This window comes from Prauserella endophytica (assembly GCF_005146945.1).
GTDB classification, from domain to species: Bacteria; Actinomycetota; Actinomycetes; order Mycobacteriales; family Pseudonocardiaceae; genus Prauserella_A; species Prauserella_A endophytica.
Genome location: NZ_SWMS01000023.1, coordinates 32,979 through 55,492, shown reverse-complemented (window position 1 = coordinate 55,492; position 22,514 = coordinate 32,979). Strand labels below are relative to the sequence as shown.

20 protein-coding genes and 2 pseudogenes are annotated in these 22,514 nt (G+C 64.7%); 8 read left to right on the top strand and 14 right to left on the bottom strand.

All coding sequences use genetic code 11. The features are described 5' to 3' along the window. Positions 1 to 7: 7 nt before the first annotated feature. Positions 8 to 1,273 carry a GGDEF domain-containing protein gene (locus FCN18_RS30205; RefSeq protein WP_110343895.1) on the bottom strand — a complete coding sequence of 422 codons (1,266 nt, stop codon included), beginning with the start codon at positions 1,271 to 1,273 and terminating at the stop codon, positions 8 to 10. A 621-nt stretch (positions 1,274 to 1,894) separates the two neighbouring features. On the opposite strand from FCN18_RS30205, the gene FCN18_RS30200 reads away from it, so the two are divergent. The 3 genes from FCN18_RS30200 to FCN18_RS40340 all read left to right on the top strand — a co-directional run bounded on the left by FCN18_RS30200 (position 1,895) and on the right by FCN18_RS40340 (position 4,383). Then, positions 1,895 to 2,824: a radical SAM/SPASM domain-containing protein gene (locus tag FCN18_RS30200; RefSeq protein ID WP_228714203.1), complete on the top strand. Its 930-nt coding sequence runs from the start codon at positions 1,895 to 1,897 to the stop codon at positions 2,822 to 2,824. A gap of 101 nt (positions 2,825 to 2,925) precedes the next feature. After that, positions 2,926 to 3,552 (top strand): AAA family ATPase, encoded by a 627-nt coding sequence (locus FCN18_RS30195; protein ID WP_228714202.1) that lies wholly within the window; start codon positions 2,926 to 2,928, stop codon positions 3,550 to 3,552. A 471-nt stretch (positions 3,553 to 4,023) separates the two neighbouring features. After that, positions 4,024 to 4,383 carry a phosphotransferase gene (locus FCN18_RS40340; RefSeq protein ID WP_245960223.1) on the top strand — a complete coding sequence of 120 codons (360 nt, stop codon included), beginning with the start codon at positions 4,024 to 4,026 and terminating at the stop codon, positions 4,381 to 4,383. Positions 4,384 to 4,587: 204 nt separating this feature from the next. Here FCN18_RS40340 and FCN18_RS30185 read toward each other — a convergent pair whose 3' ends face one another. Continuing rightward, a complete protein-coding gene (locus tag FCN18_RS30185) occupies positions 4,588 to 5,148 on the bottom strand; it encodes a hypothetical protein (RefSeq protein WP_110343894.1) in 561 nt (186 codons plus the stop codon). A 53-nt stretch (positions 5,149 to 5,201) separates the two neighbouring features. Then, the gene (locus FCN18_RS30180; RefSeq protein WP_137096685.1) at positions 5,202 to 5,552 is read right to left on the bottom strand and encodes a hypothetical protein; all 351 of its coding nucleotides are present in this window, start codon (positions 5,550 to 5,552) and stop codon (positions 5,202 to 5,204) included. A 173-nt stretch (positions 5,553 to 5,725) separates the two neighbouring features. Here FCN18_RS30180 and FCN18_RS30175 point away from each other — a divergent pair, with 173 nt between their 5' ends. Beyond that, complete coding sequence (locus FCN18_RS30175) at positions 5,726 to 5,998, top strand: GntR family transcriptional regulator (protein WP_158303191.1); 273 nt, start codon at positions 5,726 to 5,728, stop codon at positions 5,996 to 5,998. Positions 5,999 to 6,295: 297 nt separating this feature from the next. On the opposite strand, the gene FCN18_RS30170 is transcribed toward FCN18_RS30175, so the two are convergent. The 8 genes and pseudogenes from FCN18_RS30170 to FCN18_RS30125 form a co-directional block, all read right to left on the bottom strand. Further along, positions 6,296 to 6,529 carry a hypothetical protein gene (locus tag FCN18_RS30170; RefSeq protein ID WP_110343891.1) on the bottom strand — a complete coding sequence of 78 codons (234 nt, stop codon included), beginning with the start codon at positions 6,527 to 6,529 and terminating at the stop codon, positions 6,296 to 6,298. Positions 6,530 to 6,875: 346 nt separating this feature from the next. Beyond that, positions 6,876 to 7,232, bottom strand: a complete 357-nt coding sequence (locus FCN18_RS30165; RefSeq protein WP_110343890.1) for a hypothetical protein — start codon at positions 7,230 to 7,232, stop codon at positions 6,876 to 6,878. 562 nt (positions 7,233 to 7,794) lie between these two features. After that, positions 7,795 to 8,584: pseudogene (locus tag FCN18_RS30155) on the bottom strand (IS256 family transposase); the annotation flags it as partial. 1,491 nt (positions 8,585 to 10,075) lie between these two features. Further along, positions 10,076 to 11,293: an enolase C-terminal domain-like protein gene (locus tag FCN18_RS30145; RefSeq protein WP_110343887.1), complete on the bottom strand. Its 1,218-nt coding sequence runs from the start codon at positions 11,291 to 11,293 to the stop codon at positions 10,076 to 10,078. Positions 11,294 to 11,408: 115 nt separating this feature from the next. Beyond that, positions 11,409 to 12,620, bottom strand: a complete 1,212-nt coding sequence (locus FCN18_RS30140; protein ID WP_137096682.1) for a MalY/PatB family protein — start codon at positions 12,618 to 12,620, stop codon at positions 11,409 to 11,411. 8 nt (positions 12,621 to 12,628) lie between these two features. After that, positions 12,629 to 13,423, bottom strand: a complete 795-nt coding sequence (locus FCN18_RS30135; RefSeq protein ID WP_110343885.1) for an amino acid ABC transporter ATP-binding protein — start codon at positions 13,421 to 13,423, stop codon at positions 12,629 to 12,631. Then, entirely contained in the window at positions 13,420 to 14,370 is a 951-nt protein-coding gene (locus FCN18_RS30130; protein WP_110343884.1) for an amino acid ABC transporter permease, read from the bottom strand. The genes FCN18_RS30135 and FCN18_RS30130 overlap by 4 nt, the downstream gene beginning before the upstream one ends. After that, positions 14,367 to 15,242 (bottom strand): ABC transporter substrate-binding protein, encoded by an 876-nt coding sequence (locus tag FCN18_RS30125; protein WP_110343883.1) that lies wholly within the window; start codon positions 15,240 to 15,242, stop codon positions 14,367 to 14,369. The genes FCN18_RS30130 and FCN18_RS30125 overlap by 4 nt, the downstream gene beginning before the upstream one ends. 123 nt (positions 15,243 to 15,365) lie before the next feature. Here FCN18_RS30125 and FCN18_RS30120 point away from each other — a divergent pair, with 123 nt between their 5' ends. Next, the gene (locus FCN18_RS30120; protein WP_110343882.1) at positions 15,366 to 16,268 is read left to right on the top strand and encodes a LysR family transcriptional regulator; all 903 of its coding nucleotides are present in this window, start codon (positions 15,366 to 15,368) and stop codon (positions 16,266 to 16,268) included. A 954-nt stretch (positions 16,269 to 17,222) separates the two neighbouring features. Here the strand turns inward: FCN18_RS30120 and FCN18_RS30115 are convergent. Continuing rightward, a complete protein-coding gene (locus FCN18_RS30115; RefSeq protein WP_110343881.1) occupies positions 17,223 to 17,627 on the bottom strand; it encodes a hypothetical protein in 405 nt (134 codons plus the stop codon). A 711-nt stretch (positions 17,628 to 18,338) separates the two neighbouring features. Then, complete coding sequence (gene merA, locus FCN18_RS30105) at positions 18,339 to 19,763, bottom strand: mercury(II) reductase (protein ID WP_110343880.1); 1,425 nt, start codon at positions 19,761 to 19,763, stop codon at positions 18,339 to 18,341. 131 nt (positions 19,764 to 19,894) lie between these two features. On the opposite strand from merA, the gene FCN18_RS30100 reads away from it, so the two are divergent. From FCN18_RS30100 to FCN18_RS30090, 3 genes and pseudogenes are all read left to right on the top strand, one after another. Further along, positions 19,895 to 20,287 (top strand): ArsR/SmtB family transcription factor, encoded by a 393-nt coding sequence (locus tag FCN18_RS30100; protein ID WP_110343879.1) that lies wholly within the window; start codon positions 19,895 to 19,897, stop codon positions 20,285 to 20,287. A 400-nt stretch (positions 20,288 to 20,687) separates the two neighbouring features. Beyond that, positions 20,688 to 21,347, top strand: coding sequence for an alkylmercury lyase family protein (locus FCN18_RS30095; RefSeq protein WP_206078011.1), 660 nt, complete (start codon positions 20,688 to 20,690; stop codon positions 21,345 to 21,347). Positions 21,348 to 21,383: 36 nt separating this feature from the next. Further along, positions 21,384 to 21,995: pseudogene (locus FCN18_RS30090) on the top strand (glycosyltransferase); the annotation flags it as partial. A gap of 15 nt (positions 21,996 to 22,010) precedes the next feature. On the opposite strand, the gene FCN18_RS30085 reads toward FCN18_RS30090, so the two are convergent. Further along, positions 22,011 to 22,193 carry a hypothetical protein gene (locus FCN18_RS30085; RefSeq protein ID WP_137096681.1) on the bottom strand — a complete coding sequence of 61 codons (183 nt, stop codon included), beginning with the start codon at positions 22,191 to 22,193 and terminating at the stop codon, positions 22,011 to 22,013. Positions 22,194 to 22,514 lie beyond the last annotated feature (321 nt).

The window sequence follows — 22,514 nt, the reverse complement described above, 5'->3', positions numbered from 1 at the left end:
TCCGGGGTCAGCCGGCCAGCACAACCCGGTTGCGTCCCCCGTCCTTGGCCGCGAACAGCCCGTTGTCCGCCGCCAGCAGCAACTCCTCCACCGACGAGCCGGCCCGCGGATAGCTCGCCGCCCCCATGGACACGCTCACCTGCAGCGGCAGGGGCGCGCCAGTGGCAATCGTGGTCTCCGCAATGCGGCGCCGGAGGCGGTCGGCGACGCGCACCAGGTCCTGCCCGGCCACCCCGGGCAACATGATCACGAACTCCTCGCCACCCAGCCGGCCGCACAGATCCTCCTGCCGGGTGCCCTTGCGCAACGTCGCGCCCACCGCGCCCAGCACCTCGTCGCCGATACCCCGGTCGTAGCGCTCGTTGATCGTGCGGAAGCGGTCGATATCGATCATGAGCAGGCCCACGGCCCTGTCGTGGCGTCTGGCGCGATCGAGTTCGGCATCCGCTTGGGCGCGCCAACTCGCCGCGTTCAGCAGACCGGTCTTGCCGTCCCGCGTCGCCGCGCGCTCCAACTGGGTGACCAGCACGCTGCGGTGCAACGCGTACAGCGGCAGCACCAGCAACCCCACCAGCCACGGCTCGGTGCTCACCAGCACCGCCGCCACCGTCCCGAAGCACAAGGTAGCCAGCTCGAGCACGTTCTCACTCGCAGGCCCGGTCAAACCAGCCAGCGAACGCCCAGGATGCAGCAGCGCGATCGCGATCCCGACGATGATCGAGTTGGTCGCGAAATACGCCAGGACCACCACCGCCAGAGCCAGCACTCCGGTCAGTGCCAGCTCCGACCCGAGCGGGAACAGGCCCAACTCTCGTGCGAACCACTGGGCCACCTGGCAGGACACGATCACGTTGGCCACGCTGAACACGACGCGGTAGGCACGCACGCCCGTCACGCCACGCCAGCTTCGTACCCAGAGATGCGCATACAGCACCACGGCGACCAGCGAGACCAAGTCCAGGGGCAGCAGCAACGCGGCAGCCAGCGTCCATACCGAGCTGAAATTCACGTGTGGCGTGTCGGAGAAGCGCCGACGCCGACGCTCGATCTGCCCAGCGAGCTCGCCCGCCACCAGGCCGGACACCACGAGCACGCCGAACGTAGTGCCATCTGCACCGTGGATTGTTTCAGTTAACGCTGCCACCGCCCAGATCGCGCCAGCTGCCAACACGGTTGCGACAAAGTACAGCGTGAATCGCAGCGGTAGTAAACGCGATGCCGCGCGCTGATCGCCAGCCGACTGCTCGTGCCGACCCGTTGCATGTGCCGTCATACTGGTCCCGCTTTCGTTCCGCGCCCGCTCGCGACGGCTCGGGCTACCAGACTCGGCCGTCCGCCATCTGTGGGAGGAGGCTCGCCATGCGCAACAAGGACCTGTGAAGGCATCGACTCACCCAGCTCGCCTGGCTCGTCCTCGGCCACTGACCCTGGGGACGAGCCGCTCGCATCGACGAGCCTGGCTGGGCCGCCCGAGTGACGACGACGTCGTCACGACCGGGCCTACTCACCTCCCCATTGGCGTAGCCCGCGCGTACCGCTTTGACCGTCGCATCCAGATCGTCCACGATAAGCCGGAGCACACGCCACGAGGCCACATTGTCCCGCGAGTTCACCACATTGTCGTAGCCGTATCACTTTGCGTGGTCATCAGCGGAATGACAGATGACCTGAAGGCCGTCTCCGTCATGGGTGGCTTGGAGACCGCACGCGACCTCGAATCTGTTACCGCCTCTCCGACGTGCGCGCTCGCCGCGTCGCTCGATCTCTCTACACACGACTGCGGAGCAGAATCAGCCACAGCGGCGTTGGCAGGGGTCGCGGCGAGGTGGCACCTCTTTGGCGACTGGTCGTCCGCGGTTCGCAACCCTCTCCGCGGCATGCCGCTAGCTGGAACGTGCTTGACGCCGATGACGCCCATGCCGCGCTGACCGCTGTCACCTGCGACCGTCACCTGTTGACGTTCCTGTGGCTGGAGATCACGGGCCGCTGTCAGCTTGAGTGCACTCACTGTTACGCAGGCAGCTCGCCGATGGGCACCCACGGCACGATGACGCCCGATGGCTGGCGTGGTGTGCTCGACCAAGCTGCGGAGCTGGGCGTCACGACCGTGCAGTTGATCGGCGGCGAGCCCACATTGCACCCGGCGTTGCCAGAGTTGGTGCACCATGCGCTCGCCCATGATGTGCAAGTGGAGGTGTTCACCAACCTCGTGCATATCAGCGACGAGCTGTGGCATGTGTTCTCCCGCCCTGGCGTCAGCCTCGCGACCTCCTACTACTCCGACGACCCTGACCGGCACGCTGCCATCACTGGCCGCCCCTCGCTCGCCCGCACACGTGCCAACATCAGCAAGGCGCTGCGCAGCGGAATTCCGCTGCGCGCCGGGCTGATCGACCTCGCCGACAATCAGCGAGTGAACGAAGCGGCAGCGGAGCTGGTGAACCTCGGCGTACCTGAGATCGGCCGCGATCGGCTCCGGCACGTCGGGCGCGGCGGCCGCGGGCAGCCGGGCACGGTCGGTCAGCTCTGCGGACAATGCGGTCGCGGCTCGGCCGCTGTCGCGGCGGACGGCATCGTGTGGCCGTGCGTGTTCTCACGCTGGCTTCCGATCGGCAATGTGCGCGAGAGCAGCCTCGCCGCCGCGTTGACCAGCGAAAAAGCCGCCCACGTCAGCAACGAGCTCCGCACCGCGTTCGCCGATCGGCCGGCGACGATGTGCGTGCCGACCATGTGCGACCCTCAATGCGGACCCTCGTGCAGCCCGGCGTGCCGACCAGCAGGCAACTGCCGACCGGTTGGGGCTTGCGCACCGGACTATGGCTGACGAACAGGGATTAGGGAGAGGCGGATGCTGTCCGACGCGCGTTCATCCCCGAGGGGCTGCGACCCGCTGCCCTGACCTCGTGGCCCTACACGGTGCCGTGCGTGGCTGAACTGGCCGACAATGGGCTCGAATTCACCGCTCCGGTGACAATGCTGGTCGGCGAGAACGGCTCCGGGAAATCCACTGTCGTGGAAGCCATTGCCGAGGCGTTCAAACTCGACGCCTACGGCGGGCGCGCCGGCCGCAAGTACGGCAACGACCGCCCTCGCACACCCCTCGGCGAGGTCGTGCAACTCGAAACCACACCCGAAGGTGCCCGGATGCGGTCAGGCCCGCGCACCAAACGGAAGGGGTTCTTCCTGCGCGCCGAGACCGCGTTCGGGCTGATGAATGCCGTGTCCGGGATGAGCGGGCACTGGGAGGCTGACACGAGCGAGATGAGTCACGGCGAGGGCTTTTTGACCGTGTTCGCCGAAATGTTCCAAGGTGGCGGGCTCTATCTCATGGACGAGCCCGAGGCGGCGCTGTCGTTCACCTCGTGTCTCCAGCTCGTGGCGCTCATGCACGACCTCGGACACTCCGGCGCGCAGGTGCCGACATCATCGAGATCGGCGACCACGGGACACGCCGGGCGAAGTGGGACGGCCTGGACCTCACGGCGCAGTGGCGGCGGTTCCTCGCCGAGCCCGCGTTCTACCTGCGGCATATCACTCCATGACCGAGGTTGAGCGTTCCGACGAGGCGTTTCGCGCGTGGATGCGCGACAACCTCGACCACGCCGCCGCCCACTTCGGGCTGACCCTCGTCGAGCTACCGACCTTCGGCTGGCGGCTGCGGTCCGTCGTCGCCGTCGCCCGTGGCGCCGGCGGCCTCTGCTGGTTGCGGGTGGGCTCTGAGCAAACCCGATGGCTGGATCACGGCAGCGACTTCTGGACTGGCAACCTCGACGCCAACATCATCCGTGGGGTACCGAAACCGCGCGTGCTCGACACCACCCAGTGGGAGGCGGCTGACCAGCACCGACGCGTCCGCGCCGACGTCATGACCGTCCTAGGCGGGCATCCGTGCTCGCCCACAGATGTTCTCCAGGCTCCGCTGGATCTGTCGGATGATTGGTGGGAGTCCCTGCGCACAGCCTGGACCGTTTGCGCCAAGTGTCGACATCTCGCTACGCCACGCGCGGCATCGACACACGGCGAGTGCGTGACACGCTCGGCGTTGACCTGCACATTCGCCGCTGGGAGACCATCCACAACGATCTCCACTGGAACAACCTGCTGGCACCCGAACTCGGCATCCTCGATTGGGAATTCTGGGGGCGCGGCCCAGCGGGCACCGACGCGGCCTCGCTGTACTGCTACAGCCTGCTCGTCCCCGACGTGGCGCGCCGCGTCTGGCGGACCTTCGGCACGGTGCTGGACACCGACGACGGCCAGCGGGCCCTGTTGTGGGTGGCGGCACGGCTGCTGCACCGGGCCACAAAACTCGGCGACCACCCGGCGCTGATCACACCGCTGCACGAGCTGACCGCGCCACTGCTGAGGTCAGGAGGTGCCTGAGTTGCCAATCGAGACGATCACCGTGCCCTTGGACCGAACTGTGTTCGCAATCCCGCGCTCGTGCGTTATCGATCCGCCGGGCCTGGGCAGCTGATATCCGACTCGACGACGCAGACTTGTGATGCGCGTCCGATGGGGGCGCGGAAGGCAAGTTCGCGCTTTGCTAGCCGAAGAAGCAGCCCGTGACTTCCTGCGAAATCCAGGTCATCTGCACAGGCCGCGACTTTCGCTATTTGTTTGGTTGGGGATGTTGAAGGCGGTGGAGATGGCTGAGCGGATGGCGGTGATGTCGATGCCGGCTTGTTCGGTTTCGAGCATGCCGAGCTCGAGGAGGTGGAGGCCCCTGCGCCGGAGGTAGGTCGTGGCGGAGGGTTGGCCGGTGTCTTTGAGTTGGTAGATCATGGCTGCTTCGGCGTCGACGGCGTGGTTGATGCGCGTGAGTTGGACGCTGATGTCGTTGGATGGTGGCGGCGGGAGTGGTTCGCGGGGAAAGCATTCCATGCGTTCGGCGATGATGCGAACTTCGGCGCCGACTTCGTTGAGGTAGTGTTCGTCAATCTCACTGTCCTCGATGTAGGTGGCCAGCAGGCCGATCGCTTCGTGTACTTCGCGGCGGAAGAGTGTTTCGGCGGCGCCGAGGGCATGCGCTCGTGGTAGGGGGCGCCGCCGTCGGCGGGCGATTTCGAGGATGCCGCGCCCCCGGTGTTGCAGGTGTTCGAGCGCGCCGTGACTGGCAATGGTGATCTCGCAGAGAACGTCGATCATGTCCTCCCATTGCCGTCGGGTGAGGCTGGCGTATCGGCGGAGTCGTCGCACGATCATGGCTGGGACTCCGTGACGGTGAGGATCGTGTGGCCCCGCGCGAGAAGGTGGGTGCCGACGGAACGCAGTGTGTCGCGCGCGGCGCTGTCGTCGTGCTGCAGAAGGTGTGTCGTTTCGGCGCAGATCGCCTGGTCCAGCCGTACCAGCGCGCTCTCCAGGTCCTGCGCAGCAGGCTGGCGAAGGGTACGGATGGCGGTGGCCCAGGCCCTTTCTTCGGAAGAGTAATCCTCGTCGGGAAACTCGGCGGTGGGGTGCCACGCAGCCCAGAGGTATACCTCAGCTTGTGCCACGTTGTCATCCAGCAGTGCGTCGGCGATCCGGAGGCACTGTTCATCGGTGGGCGACACGGTGAACCCCTCCCGAGCCGCGCGGTGGGTACGCGCGGGTGGCGGCGTCGCTTGTGGTTCTCTCATGACTCTACCTCCTCACGTTATTGCAGGTAAAATATAGGCTCCTATGGACGTCTGTAGGAGTCCGTGTCCGTCTATGGACGTCGCTATGGCAAGGTAGGCGCATAGGAGTGCGTATTTTCCTGCAGGTGAGCTGGGACAATCGCGCAGACCGCATTGATCACGACGGGCCGGACTTCGTCTGGGAACAGGTGGCTGCTGACCTGCGCGCAGACATCGAGAGCGGCGCGTTGGCGCCAGGTGTGCGGTTGCCGAGCGAGTCGGCCCTGGCCTCGATTTACGGCGTAGCCCGCGGGACGATCGGCCGTGCGCTGTTGAAGCTGAAGGAGGACGGCTTAGTCGTCACGCGCTTCGGCCGGGGAACGTTCGTCGCCCGGACATAGCGAGCCAGGCGTTGCCTGACCTCGCACATCAATCCGTCGCCGTTACCGCTGCGGCATTCCGTATCAGCTTCAGAACAGGCTCAAGAGTCCGCTTGTCGCCGTAGCCGGAGTGGGCCGGCTACGGTGTAGCAGTCGATGACCTGCCGAAGTGGTGGCGGGCCTCGGCGGTGTTGCCTAGCGCGGCGTGGACTTCGCCCAGCACGGTGTATAGGTCGGCGAGGTAGCCAACCAAGCCGTAGTCGTGCACGGCTTGCTCGATCGCGGTCAGTTCGGTCAGCGCCTCGGCGGCCTGCCCGTTCAGGGTGAGGCTCGCGCCAGGTGCATGACGGTGCGGGCGTGGCCGATGTGGTCGCTGATGCCAGCGAACATGCTCGCCGCGAGCCGTAGGTGGTGTACCGCGAGCTTGGCGTCGGCGATCTTGGGGTCCTCGGCGATCTCCAGCGCCCGTTCCAGGTCCGGGCGGGCGGCGTGGGAATTCGTCGGCCTTGAGGTGCGCGCGGGAGAGTGGCCAATGCGCCGGATTTCAGCCACGGATCGCACACCTCGGTGGCACGCTGTACGGCGATGGCGCAGATGGCGATCGCGGCCTCGTGGAGTTCGAGGTTGGTTTCACCGAAGCCCTGCCGGGTACGGCAGACGATCTCCAGGATGTGTCCGGCGTCGGCGGCTGCGTTGGCTCCGAGGAACTGGGACCACACCAGTTCGCTTGCGGTGTAGTTGGGGCGCAGGGGGCTCCACAGGGCGTCGGCGAACTGGTACACCAGCTCGTCCCAGCCGCTGTCGGCGGCAACCTGTTGTGCGGCCAGGAGGTTGCCTCGTTCGGTCTCGACCCAGTCCAGGGCGGCCTTGGCGTCGGGGAACATCCCGGGTGTCGAGGCTAAAGTAGACGGGGCTGAACCGACGGGGGAACGGGTTGATGACCTTGTCGGCCGCCGCGGTGCGCCGCAGGTACCACTCGATCATCCGACGACGTACCGCGAGGCGCGCGGGCCTCGTCGTCCTGGTCGGTCAGGGGCGTCACGTGGTCGCGCACCAGGTCGTACAGCCGGTAGCGCTCGTCACCGGTCTCGGTGACGAGGTTGGCCTCCAGCAACCGTCCGAGTACTCGCTCGACCTCGGTCACCGGGACTTCCAGGCCGGCGGCCAGCGGGTTGGCGGTGAACTCGGCGCCGGGCTGCTCAACCAGGCCGCGGTACAGCCGGGCGGTGGTGACGTCGAGGTCCTCGTCGCTCATCTGCAGCACTCCTCCGACAGGCAGCTCGTGCGAATCCAAGGCGCCGGATGAAGCCTTGGCGGGATGGTGGCGCAGGCCGGTGATCAGAAGCGCGAGGTCGCGCCGAGGATGCGCGGCGAGGTGGGCCCAGCGATGGCACGCCACATTCGGGCACCAGAGCTGCGATCTTGTCGGCCACGAGCCGGTCGGCGGCCAAATTGTGCCCGCCGCTGAGTAGGTAGTCGTAGATGCGGAACAGCGATGGCGCGTCACGATCAACTAGCGTGTTGAGGCCGCACGCACCCTTTTGCGTCGCCATCACCGTGACGTTCCCCCGCCCGGCTCGTCATCATGAGCCTGACCTGCTGTACACCTGGTCGACGCGGGCCGGTGGGACGTCTCCGTTGCCCGAAGTCGGCCGGGTTGGTGCGGGCGATTAGACCGGCGACATCAAGATCTGAACCAGAGCGGACAACACGGCGCTCGCGAGGCATCCATGAGGCGGCACTGCACCTGAGCACGACTTCAGCAGCGGCACGATTCACTCGGCCGAGTTGTCAACGGCATGTGAATCTTTCACGTACTTCTTCGAGGTGAGCCGGAATGAGTTGCGAATCAAGTGGATGATGCAGTTCTGGACGATCGTGCTCGGCCAGACGTTCTCCACGACCTCGGGCAGTCCTTTCAGCCCGTCGCAGACGAGAAAGAAAACGTCTTTAACACCCCGGTTTTCAGGTCCACGAGAACACTCATCCAGAATTTGGCGCCCTCGCCGCCGCTGCCGGCCCACAGGCCCAGGACCTCCTTGCAGCCGTCCGTGGTGACGCCGACAGCGGCGTAGAACGGCCGGTCGGTCACCTGCCCATCACGCACCTTGACCACGATCGCGTCAATGAACACCGCGGCGTACACGGAATCGAGCGGACGGCTGGCCCGCTCCTGCATCTCGGCGACCACCTTGTCGGTGATCCGTGAGACGGTTTCCTTCGACACCGAGGCGCCATAGATTTCAGCGAAATGCGCAGAAATCTCCCCCTGGTGAGACCTTTCGCATACAGCGACAACACGATCTCATCGACATCGGTCAATCGACGCTGACGCTTCTTCACAATCTTCGGCTCGAACGTCGATTCCCGACCACGCGGAACCTCGACCTCCACCTCGCCCACGGCGTCCGAGATCACCGTCTTCGACCGCGTACCATTACGCACATTCGACGAGTCCCGTCCAAACTCGGCATGGTTCTTCTCGTGACCGAGATGCTCAGTCATTTCCTCGTTCAGCGCCGTTTCCAGCACATTCTTGGTGAACATCTTCAACAGCGCGTCCGGCCCGGTCAGCTCCAGCCCACGCTCGCGCGCCTGCGCCACCAGCTCGGCCGCGGCCCGCCTGCTCCGCCGACAGCTGTTGCTCCTGCTTGTTGGTCTTCCTCGATGCGCTCACAGCATCAGATGTCATCACTCACAGTGTCCGTCCCGCCGAACTCACGCCCGGCGTGTCGGTCGGAAACACCGTCCGTGAAACAGTCCCCCTGACAAGCATTGACCGGAGGACTCTCGATGTCCGAGTCATTCTTCAGTCGGACATTCCGCCGGATGACAGTTCGAGCGCCGCAGCGACGACTTCGAGTTCGACCAGTGCGGCGGTGAGGTCCTCGATGATCTCGCGGGCGATGAGGTGTGGGGCTGGAAGGTTGTCGGTGTCTTCGAGTGACTCATCACGGAGCCACGTGATGTCGAGGTTGACCTTGTCGCGCGCGAGAAGGGCGTCATAGATGAACGGCCTGAATCGTTCGGACTCGATCCGCTCGGAGCGTGGCGTTTCGGACGCGTAGCGCTCGACGAAATCGTCCAGGTGTTGACGGCGCAGTGGGTTCTGCTTGAGTGTGAAATGTTGATTGGTACACAGGTCGTAGATCCAAGGCTACCCGCGCCACTCACTCGCACGGTTTCCCCACCATCCCGCTCCTTCCGGGTACTGGCCGATGAGGTGTATCAGATCAACGCTACGAGGATGGGCGTCAACGGCGAGCTAGACAGGGGCCGGTTCATCTCGACGGTCGCAGTCGGCAGCCGGAGCCCGCGCCGCACTCACAGCCGCGACACGGGCGAAGGATGGGGCCGCGCACAAGTCCACCACGGTGACGTTCGAGTCGACCGAGCGCAACGGCCTGCCGTGGAGCAGTTCAGCCGCAACGAGCGACGTGGCGACAGCGCCGAGGGCGATCTCGTCGCCGCGTCCAGATCGGCGGTGAAGGCGCCCGGTTGGGGAGCCGGTTCGCTCATCCAACGCCCAAGCACGTACCAGACTGTTGTCGTAGTGCAGCTCGGCGACGACGCCGGGCCGCAGGCGGATTGCGGTCTGCCCGCAGCGTGAGCCCCTCGGTCAACTCGTCATCTGGGAGGGATACCGCCCTAGACCCCAGACATGCGGGTAGCCGTTCGGTCTCTCCCGGAGCTGTCCGACAGCCGTTGCCACGAACTCGAGCCTATTGTGCCGCGCCACGCTGGGCGGACTGCGCGTTCAAGGGTTCACTGACCCTGGTGGCTGGCCGCACACGTCAACGGCGGACCATCTCCAACCGGCGCTACGAACCAGCCTCCGGGATCACCGCCAACGTGGTCGCCGGGATGTAGGAATGGGACGGCCGTCCTCCCCTTTCCGCCCCTTGTTGACACACAGGGTCGAGGCTGAGGGCCATTGCTGCGACTACGACGGACGCCCGACCTCTCCTGAGATTCGCGCGGGCACCATGTCCGGCGCAGATCCGGTCAGGTAGCCCGGCGTACGCACGCAAAGGCCGCCAGGTGCCGACACACCCGGCGACCCTGCGGCTAGTCACCCAGCTAGCGTCCGCCAGCTGGCTACCCCGACACCCGGTACTTGTCGATGGCGTCCGTGTCGCAGTCGACTCCGATACCCGGGGTTGTGGGCGCCAGGAACGTGCCGTCGGGCCGCAATTCCGGCTCGTCGGGTGTTACGTCCGACCTCAGACGCAATACCCTAAACAGATTCGCTGGAGCGTACTCAATGTATTTCACGTTCGGATTTGCGGCGGCCAAGTGGAGCGCACCGCCTGTTGCGAGTGTCGTTGCCGATACGCCAAACGGCGTGATACTCCTGACCCGCTTCGCAGCCGCCTGCGCTACCTCGTGCGCCCCCAGCAAGCCGGCCACATGCGCGCCTGGTTGCAAGATGTCCGTGTTCGCGAACTCCATCTGCGCTAAGAAACGTTCCAGCGTTTCCATACCGCCGCCCGTCGCGAGCGGCAGACCGACCTCGTCTCGAAGGCGCCGCCACCATTCCCACTGCTCCGGCAGAAAAGGGTCCTCGAGAAACTCGGCGCCCAATGACTTGTACGCCTTCGCGGCCTCCGCGCCGGCGGTATACTCGGCCCACCGGTAAACATTATCGACGAACAACGTCACGGAGTCACCGACGTGAGAGCGCACCTCATCGACAATCGTCACCGCCTGACGTTCGTCGGTGTTGTAACTGGTTGCTTCGATCTTGAAATGTCGGTACCCGAAGCTCCTGGCACGGTCGATATCTTCCTTCGCCTTGGCAACCACATCGGGGTAGCTGCCACGATTGAAGATCGTGATGTAGGGAGTAATGACGTGCTGCTCGGGACCTTCGGCCGACCCTAGAAGTAGGTGCCAGGCGGGCACGCCGTCGAGTCGACCGGCGAGATCGAACAGCGCCGTCTCAATCGCACCATTGGCTACACGACCGAGCCCGGAACGTCCAGACAACGTTGTGTTGCTGCGGAGCGCCTCCACCGCAGCATGGACATCAGCGAACTGCTGGCCCACCAGCGCGGCCCGCGGGCCGCGATCGCGTGGATGCGGACGGTCCGCCTCTACGTGCGCCTTGAGCGCAAGCAGCAGGCCATTCGCCTCTGCCCAACCGCTGACGCCGTCTTCTGTCTGCACTTCGACAATCGCTGCTTCCTCTCGGAAGACGTTCGTCATACCCGGCAATCGCACGAGATGCACCCGCACATCGCCGATTACCGATTTGGCAAAATTTGATTCCACAACGACACTTTTCCTTCCATCGGAGTCTTCATCTCTGTTCATCACCGCTCCGGCGCAGGGGCCAGCCACTCACCAAAGCCCGGCCGACAGGTACGCGACGTTGCTACGGCCGACAACACTCGGCCCAGGATGAGGTCAATCGTCAATCTGCGGGCAATCAGGACGAGTTCCGGGTCGGCGACCTACGTAGCGCACTTGTCATCCGTTCCAAGGCGTCCAGCAGAACGCTCTGGGGAGTCGCGAAGTTCACCCTGACGAATCCAGCGCCGCCGACGCCGTGCTCGTCACCGCTAGTGGTAGCCACACCGGCGTTCTCCATCAGGTAGCGCTGGGGGTCCGGATGGCCGAACTCGCGTAGGTCAAACCAGGCGAGGTAGGTCGCCTCCGGCATACACATGACCCCCCCCAACCCGGCCCTTTTCAGATAGTCGCCGACTGCCAGCCGGTTGACGTCAAGCAGTTTGATCGCTTCGTTCAACCATGGCTGCCCTTGTTTGAAGGCAGCGGTAGAGGCCTCGATCCCGAGAGGCGAGATGCCCCCCTTTGACGCGCGCGGCAGTACGTCCCAGGTGAGCTGATCCGCCGGATTCGTTAGCACCATGATCGCACAGCGTAGTCCTGGGATGTTCCACGCCTTGCTAGCACTTGTCAGTGTTATCGAATGCTCCGCCGCCGCCGAACTTACGCTCGCGTAAGGCACGAACTTCGTCCCGTACCGAAGCGGCGAATGGACCTCGTCGCTGATGACGCGTGCGCCGAACCGCTCTACGAGCACGCTGAGCTCAGCTAGCTCGCTATGGTTGAAGACCCGGCCCACAGGATTACTCGGATTGCACAGCAGCACGGTCCGCGCGCCCTGCCGAAGAGCCTTTTCGATCTCCGGAACATCCAGGCTGTAGCCGTTCTCACCGAGTAGCATCGGCACCTCTATCACCTGTCGTTGCGCGGCCTCGACCGCGTCCAGAAAACGACTGTACGTAGGCGTGATAACCACGACAGGAGTATGCGGAGGAGCGAAATGTCTGAGGCCAAGCACCATCCCTTTGATGACATCCGAAATGAGGTTGACGTGTTCGGGTTGTACCGCCAGACCTTGTGCGGTTAGCCATTCCGCTGCGGCGGCCGGCAACTCGCTGTCGTGCCCGGGAAGCGGATACCCGAAGGCCTGGCGATCAACCGCGTCGCGTACGGCAGCCATGATCGGTTCCGCCACCGGCAGGTCCATCTCGGCAACGGTCAGGTCGATGATTTCTGCCGGATATAGCGACCACCGTTTGCAACGTCGCGCTCTGGAATTCGCAACACTCCAACTCGCCAGATCTGAAATGGTCAACTGCTTCCAGCCCCTTCTGTCGTGGTATTTACTCACGATAAGTTCTATGCTTTTGTGTCCGCACTGCGACGTTTCCTCATATGAGCGAGGAAGTACTGTGTGCGCTCCTGCTGTGGCGCGTCGATCACCTGGCGCGGGTTTCCGCTCTCAACAATTGAGCCATCGCACATGAAATGCACTTCCGTCGCGACCTCTGCCGCAAATTCGATCTCGTGGGTCACCACGATCATCGTCACGTCCTCCTGCGCGAGCGATCGCATCACTGCGAGGACCTCGCCCACGAGTTCAGGATCAAGCGCCGAGGTCGGCTCGTCGAACAGCAGCACCTTGGGATTCGATGCGAGGGCACGCGCGATCGCAACTCTCTGTTGCTGACCTCCGGAGATATGCCCTGGGTAATGGTCGGCCTTGTCCACAAGACCAACGCCGTCCAGCAGTTCGAACGCGCGCTCACGGGCTTGCGCCTTCGGCGTACCCAGACCGCTTGTCTGGCCCTCCATCACGTTCTGCAGAACCGTCATATGCGCAAACAGGTTGAACTGCTGGAAGACCATCCCGGTGCAGCGACGTTGCGCCGCAAGACGCCGTGAACTGCACGGACGGAGACGTCCCGGCTCCCGCTTGTAGCCGATACAATCGTCTTCGATTTCTACACCGCCGGAAGTCGGTACTTCAAGTCGATTGATACAACGCAAAAGGGTGCTCTTACCTGAGCCTGAGGGCCCGAGGAGGCAGACCACGCTTCCTCGGGGGACATCGAGATCGACGCCGCGTAGCGCGTGCACATCGCCGTACCATTTATGAACACCAACGGCCCGAACCACAATACTTCCACTCATCGCACGCTCCTCGGCCGCGTACTCAGGTTCTCACGGAGCCAGGACCACACTCTTCCGGGCGCCGGTCGGTCTCCATAACCCCGTGAATATCGAACCTCGATACGACGTTGCAGCCAGGTGAGCAGCAAGACGATCACCATGTACCAGCCGCTGACAACAATCAAGAGCGGAATCTGCTGGAAGTTCTGGGAGTAGATGAGCTGGGCGCGCGTCATCAAGTCGCCGGCCCCGATTACGAAGACTAGCGAGGTGTTCTTGATGTTAATAATCATGGCATTGCCATAGGCAGGCAGGATCACCCTGAGCGCCTGCGGAAGCACGATGCGGCGGAATGTGCACGCCGGTGTCAGTCCACAAGCCGCAGCTGCGTCGATCTGCCCACGCGGTACCGAGATGATTCCACCACGGAAGTACTCCGCCAAGAACGCTGCCTCGCCAAGTGCGAGACCGAGCAATGCCGCTGCGAACTGAGTCATTACCGAGTTTGTGTCGAGTGTGACAAGGTCCGGACCAAATGGGATGCCAATCGACAAGACTGGTACGACGGCCGCAAGGTAGTACCAGAACAACATCTGCACCATCGTGGGAACTGTCCGAAACACAGCGACGTAGATGCGAGCGACCGCCACGAGCACCGGATTGTGTGACAGCGCCATGAGCGCCACGGTGAGCCCGATGACAGTTGCAAGCACCTGTGAGACCATCGTCAATCCCAAGGTGACGAGCAGGCCATCAAGTATCTGCGGGTCAAAGAAGTAGTCGGCCACGATGTCCCAGGACAGCCGAGGATTGGTCGCCGCGCCGTATACCAGTTGCGCAGCAAAGAGGAGAACCACGCCCGCCACGACCCACCGCACGATATGCAGGCCCGGTTTGACCTCGAAGTCCTCGGCGGTAGCCCGATCGCGGTCGAGCGACGTCTCCCGGCTTTCGGTAAGCGATGTCATGACTTGTCGCCCCCGTTCACGGTGAACAACGAGATATCCTTTGGAACAATTGATTGCAGTGACCACTTCTTCGCGATCCGCTCGTACTCACCGCTCTGCCATATCTCCTTCCATGCAGCGAGCACGGCACCCACCAGGTCATCGCGCCCCTTCGCGAAGGGCATACCCAGCGGATCCAGCGCAATCGGCAGTTTGCCCACGATCTCGAACGTGTCAGAGTTCCTGCTGACGAAGTAGGGCGTCACCGTGGTGCCCCCGAGGAAGGCGTCGGCACGCCCAGTCTCCACGGCGAATTCCAAGCCGTTGTCGTCCTTGAAAGTCTGGAAATTGATCGCAGGTTCGCCCGTCTCTTTGCATTTCGGCGACACGTCCTTGTTCAGGATATTAAACTCGGTCTGCCCCGCCTTCACCGCGACTGTCCGGCCACATAGGGTAAGTGGGTTGGCCGTGATCCCCTTACGATCATTTTTTCGTGTCACAATCACAGTGCCCGATGGCGCGTAGTCGACAAGGTCGACGACCGCGCGCCGCTCCGGCGTATCGCTCACATTGAAGAGAGCGGTGTCAAACCGGCCGGATTGTATACCGGGAATCACAGCGTCGAACGGAACGGCCACCAGCTTCATCTCGACGCCGAGCCGACGGCCCAACGCCCTGGTGAGGTCCACGTTCAACCCGTCCAGCTCGCCCTTCTTGTTCAAGAAGCTCGTCGGAACCTTGTAGTCACCCGTAGCGACCACCAAAGTGGTCGGCAGGCCCGCAGAATTGTTCGAACCAACGGCCCCGGAATTGGTCCCGCAGGACGTACTGACCAGCGCGAGCGATAGCGCCGCTGCCATCAGTGTTTTCAATCGAGGAGAACGCTTTGCCATCGGAGTCTCCGATCTGCCCGTTAGGTGCTCCTATATAGACTTCGCGCGGGTTTCGCCAGCATGGCAGCGTGTACGCTAGCGCGGTAGGTGGCATCTCCCTGTCGCCAGTGTTAGGCTGGGCCTATGGCTACTCATGAGAGCCTGGAAACATTCGATCTCGTTGTATTCCTCACCGTTGCCCGCGCCGGAAGCTTCGGCACAGCGGCCAGGGAACTGCGACTCGCGACGCCCTCCGTGAGCGCACGCATCGCCACGCTGGAACACAAACTGACGACGCAGTTGTTCGCACGCACAGCCCGCGGGTCAACGCTCACCCCAGCCGGAGAACGACTGGTGCCTTACGCACGTCGCTGTCTCGACTTACTCGGCGAGGCTCACCAGGCAGTGGGAACCGAGGCATCCAGCCGGCTCATTCTTGCCGCGCCCGCCAGCCTGGGAACGGAACTCTTCCCACCGGTACTCAAGATCTTGAGCGATTCGTCGTTACAAGCGCACTGCCGAGTCGCCCACAGTCGTGAAGTAATCGACCTTTTACTGGATGGAACAGCGGATATCGGACTGGTCATCAATCAGGCTTTTCCGGCAAGCATCACGGCGCACAACTTGTGCCGCTCCAGACTGCTCACCGTGAGCCATCCCCGACATCCGTTGGCCGAGCAACCTTCGGTAAGTATCGATGCGCTAAGTACCTCACGGATTGCCGTCTATCGCTGGAATCCAGACGCGGATATACTTGCCGAGATCTTCGAATATCCGCGACGACCGCCGGAACGCCCGGTCCAACTTCTTGGACTACCCTCAGTCGCGATCGAGTTGGCGATCAAACAGGATTATGTGGCAATCATTCCTGAATTCGCGGCAGTGGATTCACTGCGGGCTGGAACTATCGTCGAGTTGTCGCTCACGTTGCCACGGTGGTCGCTCGACGTACAGCTTGCCTACCGACGCGAGGCAGCACAAACTAACGCGGTGAAGACTCTGCTTGCCAACGCAGATGCCATCGCCGCAGGCATCCAGCAGGATTGAGACCATCGAGGGATGGATCCAAGCTGGCCGCGTCAGTGACACATCACCGCTGCCGGCGATGTCAATTGCGAGGTTGGCTTTCCCGGCTCAGCACCAACCTTGACGGCTGGTCAGCTTACCACAGCAAGTCCGTCACCGGGGATTCGAGTTCGTCCAAACGCGAGTATGACGTCCCTCCCACAGCCCCGGCAACCGGCGTATGTAGGACAGGCGCGGCGGGCCGAGCACCCGGCGATCGACCCGAGGCCGATCTCCGCTGACACGCGGCGCACGTGACTGGAATTGACGCTGAGAGGGCACGGCGGCTTGCGGGTCTGTGCGCTCTGAAGCTGGGGAGGACGCGACAGTCGAGTTGGCCGAGGACGAGATCGAATCCGAGAGACTCCGACGCATGCACGCTGGCGGCTTGATCGTTTGAAGCGGCAGGCCGGTCAGCGGTGGTACGGCACGAGCCGGGTCCACTCACCGAGCGTCCGGACGAATCCGTCGTCGTCGGTCGGGTCGAGCGCGCCGAAGGATCTCCGATTCACGGTTGCGATTACCGGCACGGGTGACGGTCATCGGTGCGTATGGGCTGGTATCCCACGAGTTGCGATGTCCGTCGTGCACGGAAACATAGAAGACCTCGTCGTCGACCATTTCCACGGCGTACGGGCACCACGAAGGTGGGCGAGCATCGGGTCGTCTTCCGCCGCTGCCCGGCCGCCGTGCGCCTGACACGCGGAGACCAGTTGCTCGATACGCACCAACCGATCGCGGGCCGCCCACCGCTCGGCCGGTGAGCGATCCGGTCCCCAGCCACGGACCAACCACGCGGCGGCACCTTCGGGGAGCGGACCGGTTTGGCCGTTGCGCAGTGATCGGGTGACCTCGCAAATCTGCCAAGCACGGGAGGTCGCGGCGGGATCCTGTCCGGTCGGCAGGAGACGCAACGCCTGCGTGCGGCTGGCGGCGTCAGAGGACAGTTCGTCGGCGATCGTGAGCCGCTGGGCGCGGGTCATCGCGTTCACGGACGCGGGCGGTTCGGCCGCTGGCAGGTCCTTTGACGTCAGTGAAGCTCCACTGGTCGGTGTGCCGGTAACCGCCTTCGGGCAGGTGGATCTCACTGATCTTGTCCGCCGGTGCGCGCAGTTGGTCGATGAGCGTGGTCAGGCCGGCCTCGATCGCGGAGTAGGTGTCCAGCCAGGCGGCGGCGTCCCACGCCCCTTCCGAGAGGCGGGTGAGGACGTGCGCGAGTTCGCTGGCCTGGTCAGTGTCGGCGAGGGTGGTGACCTTGACACTGTGGTCGGACCATTCGCCGGGCCAGGTGGCGATGACGGTGGGGCGGGGACCGGAGGGCAGAACGCTGTAGCTGGTCAACAGATGTCTCCTGGCGGACGACTGGTAGACGGCAGGCGCGGCACGCAGAGCTCGCCGTCGAAGCAGAGAGGATGTCCGGGAGCTCTGCGGCACGACCGCCGAGCCAGTCCGTTCGCACAGCATAGACCCGCAGCCGGATAGCCGCATCTAGTGGGATGGTGGTCTCAGCGCACATCATTGCGGGGCTGGAGGTGATCCTGGTGTCGGCGCAGCCTGAACAGGCACGGGCTTCGGCGACGGGGTGCTGGTGCTGCGGCACCGAGTACCCCGAGGCGGAGCTGGTTCGCCTGGGACAGCATCGCGAGATCGGGGTTTGCCTGCGGTGCTTGCGGTGGCTGCAGCGGCGCGCCGTCCAGCGCTACGACGAGCAGCATCCCTCGCTGACGGGAACGGCGGCGCGGACGGCCAGGGCGGCCTGGTGGATCCACTCGGCCGCCAGTGGCGCGACCGCCCATGCACCGACGAGCACACGGCGGTCGCGGTCCGCGAGAAGTCCGACCCGGTCAGGTCACCGGATACGAGAAACAAGGCGTCACCGGTAGAGCGTCATGCTGACTGGTTCCTTCACCTTCGTCGCCGCATACCCCGAAGTGGCCCAAGGGCCAGATCGTCGGCCAAGCCCCGGATTGTGCTTGTCAGGAGAACTCCTCCCCGATGCGTGGCGTCCGTTCAGGCAGTGACTACCCGGCGTGGTGCGGGCGAATCGTTCGGTCAGGATGCGCAGCAGGACAGTTTTGACACATCGCGGGTGAAGGTTTGCGCGGCGAGTTTGATGCCTTCGGCCATGGTCAGGTACGGGCACCACAGGTCGGCCATCTGCTGCACGGTCATGTCATTGGCGAGGGCGTACACGGCGGTGGCGATCACGTCCCCGGCGCCTTCGGCGATCACGTGCGCGCCGAGCAGGCGGCCGGTGCCTTGTTCGGCGACGAGTTTGATCAGGCCGTGGGTGTCGCGGTTGACCAGTGCCCGCGGCACGTACTCCAGCGGCAGGACCCGGCACTCGCAGGCGTAGCCCTGCTCGACTGCCTGGGCGTCGGTCAGCCCGGCCGAGGCGATCGCGGGGCTGGTGAACGTGACCCGCGGCAGGTGGTGGTAGTCCAGCGTCCGTCCGGCGTGGTCGAAGGCGTTGTCGGCCACGAGGGTGCCGTGGGCTCCGGCGACGTAGACGAACTGCGGATGGCCGGTGACGTCCCCGGCGGCCCAGATGCGGGGGTTGTCGGTGCGCAGGTGCTCGTCGACCACAACCTCACCGCGTGATCCGGTCTTGACCCCAACCGCGTCCAGGTTGAGGCCGGCGGTGGCCGGGCGGCGGCCTGTGGCCACCAGCAATTGCTCGGCCCGCAGCTGCGTGGGCTGGCCGTCGGTGCCGGTCAGCGTCACCCGGTAGCCGGTGTCGTCCCGGTCGGTGCGGGTGACGGTAGCGCCGGTGACCACGCCGATGCCTTCGCGGGCGAACACCTCGGCGATCACCTCGGAGTTCTCGGGTTCCTCGAACGGCGCCAGCCGATCCAACGCCTCCACGACGATCACCTGGACGCCGAGCCGGTTCCACAGCTGGGCTTGTTCCAGGCCGATCGCGTTGCCCCCGATCACGATCATCGACGCGGGTAGCGTGTCGACTTCCATCGCGGTGGTGGAGGTCAGATAGCCAGCTTCGGCGAGCCCGTCGATCGGAGGTGCCCACGGGGTCGAGCCGGTGGCGATCAGGTAGTGCTCGGCCACCACGGCCTGCGTGCCCCCGGCGGCGAGATCGACCCGCAACACCGGGTCGGCGTGCTCGTCGGTGGCGAAGGTGGCGGTTCCCTCGAGGATGTCCCAGCCGTACTCGGCGGCCAGGTCGGTGTATTTCTCCGCCCGCAGCGAGTCGACCAAGTCCCGCTTCGCGTCGATCAGGCGGGGCAGGTCGACGCCGAACGGGGTGACGCTGATGCCGGGGAACCGGCCGTCCAGGCTGATATGGCGGGCCTCGGCGGCGGCCAGCAGCGCCTTCGACGGCACGCATCCGGTGTTGACGCAGGTGCCGCCGACGGTGTTGCGCTCGATCATCACCACCGTGCGGCCCTTGTTTCGGGCCGCGATCGCCGCTGCGAACGCGCCCCCGCCCGAGCCGGTCACCGCCAGGTCGTACGGCATCCCTGTGCCCCTCTCCGTTCGTCGTCCGATCGCCAACCACTGGACGTATTCGCCCTAGCGGATACGACGATGCTAGCCTGGTATCCGTTCATCCGCATACGTTGCATATCCGATGTGAGGACGGCAAACCCATGGCTGCAGTCCCGGAGCCCCCGGCCACGTTGCTGCCCACCGAGCCGAACGGGGTGGAGATGGTGGCCAAGTTCTTCCGCGCCCTGGGCGACCCGGTGCGGCTGCGGTTGCTGGAGTTCCTGCTGCACAAGGAGCACACGGTCACCGAGTGCGTGGCGCAGGTTGGCCTGTCGCAGGGACGGGTGTCCACCCACCTGGGGTGCTTGTCGGACTGCGGGTATGTGCAGGTGCGCCGGCGGGGCCGGTTCGCGCACTACAAAGTGACCGACCTGCGGGTGGCCGAACTGGTGCTGCTGGCCCGCTCGCTGGCCGCCGACAACGCCGCCGCCCTGGCCGCCTGCATGCGCATCACCCCCGCGCCTGAGCCAGAGCGAAAGGATGCGGCTTCGTGATGTCCACCGATCCCGATCACGGGAGCAAGCGCACGCCCCTGGCCGGCCGCGCACTCGGTTATCGCCCGCGCTGTGTTGCCGCCTGTCGTTACTGATCGCCGGGGGGCTCGCGGCAACTGGGCTCGCTCCACGCTCTTCGAGCTGCTCATCGACCGTCGTCGCCACGAGCCGGCGACGACCTGATCTCCGCGCTCATCGCAGCAGAGACACTGGACGAGCAGCTCACCGAAACCTGGATCAACGCGACACTTGCGGCTGCTTCGTCGCCGGCCACGAAACCGCCGTCAACCTCCTTGGCCACAGCACCCTCGCGCTGCCGCGCCACCCGGACCAGTCGGCCGCGCTGTGCGACAACCCCACCCTCGCAGGGAACACGGTCGACGAGGCCCTCCGCGACGACGTGCCGTTACAACTGACCCGGCGCATTCGCACGCCGACCTCGACATCGGCGGCCACCACACCCCCTAAGGTCAGCACATCATCACCTGTATGGCGGCAACCAACCGCGACCCCGAGCAGTTCACCGACCCAGGCACTGATCGTACTGACCGGCCGTGGCGTCCTCGCCGTCGACGAGCGGGGCGAAATCCGCGCCGCCTACCCGTTCTCGCACGCCCCGACCCGACACCGGGTCACCTGGGACGGCGCAGAAAGCACCGTATACGCGATGTGTGCCATCGACGCCCTCGGTATCTCCGCCATGCTTGGCATCCCGATTACCGTCACCAGCACGGAACCCGGCACCGACCGCACTGTGACCGTTCAGGTCGACCACGACACCGCACGCTGGCACCCCGACACCACGGTCGTCTGCGCCGGCACTACCGGTGATGCCTGCGGCCCCTCGGTGGACCGCACCTGCGGCCACATCAACTTCTTCACCACGCCCGACGCCGCCCACTGGACCGCGAGAAACCACGACGTCACCGGTGTTGTGCTCGATCAGGACGAGGCGCTCGCTAGCGCGGTCGCGGAGTTCGGCGCTCTCCTGCGACCCGCCGGCCAGGAGGCGCAGCAATCAGCGACAAGGTCAACGCCGCCCGTGCGGCCCGGGCGCTGATTCAACTCAGGAAGATGGGGCGCCCAACGCCTCGCGGCCCGACTCCAGGTGCGCGAGCACGTCCACTTTCTCGGCTTCGTGCCGGACGAGCAGCTGCCGACCGTCTACGCCGCCGCCGACGTGTTCACCATGCCAGGAGTCGCGGAGCTGCAGAGCATCGCGACGCTCGAGGCCATGGCATCAGGCCTGCCCGTAGTTGCAGCTAACGCTGTCGCACTGCTGCAACTGGTCATACCAGGTGAGAACGGGTTCCTGTTCACCTCGGGCGACATTGCCGGGCTCGCCGACGCATTACGCCGAATCCTGATCTCCGACGAACTGCGTGTCAGCATGGGTGCCGCGAGCCGGGGGATCGCCGACACCCACGATGAGAACCGCACGCTTTCCCGATTCGAGGAGATCTACCGCCAGGTCGTCACCCGTTCCAGAATCTGTCCTTCCGTTCTGGAAATCCACCGGCCATTATCGGCCTTTGGTGTGTTTCGCCGCAGCGCGGCGGTTGATGCTCCCGGCGCTCAATGGAGCGAAGGCGTTCTGGCCCCATTTTGGCCAATTGACAAACTGGCCGGAGTTCGGCGATCGAGATGGTGCCGAAGCAAGATCATCCGCTCACGTAGGGGCGTAGAGTGCAGCGGCAGATTCGATTAGGCTCTTTCAGGGGTGTCAGTCGTGCTGGTTGCGGGCGCCGAGATCGGCCACGGTCTTGGCGCCGGTATCGTAGGTGGTCAAGCGACGAGTCGAGCCGACTACCGTGAGTACACGCGCCAACGGACGGAAAGACACGACCACCAGTTCGGCGTGCCGCGACCGGGCGAAGATCCTCGTCCGGCGCATTGGCTTCGACACCGCATACCCCTCGCGGACCTACGAGCACCCGGTACACATTGCGCGTCTAGCATTGCGCCCATCACTATCGCCGACGCTGGCCGCTAGCAAAACGGTCCCCGCACGGCGGCCCGCAGCCGACGCATACCCAGTTGATCTTCATCGCGCCCATTGTGCGCGACGGCGAGGGTCGGCGATATCGCTGACCTCCCCAAGACCTGGCCCTTGCCGGTCGGGTCGAGCGACCTAGCGACCAAGCACAGGCGTTTAACACAGCCCCGCTCGGCCGGAGAGTGTCCGCCGTCACGGCATTCACCGGCACCACCCTCGGCCTGAACGACC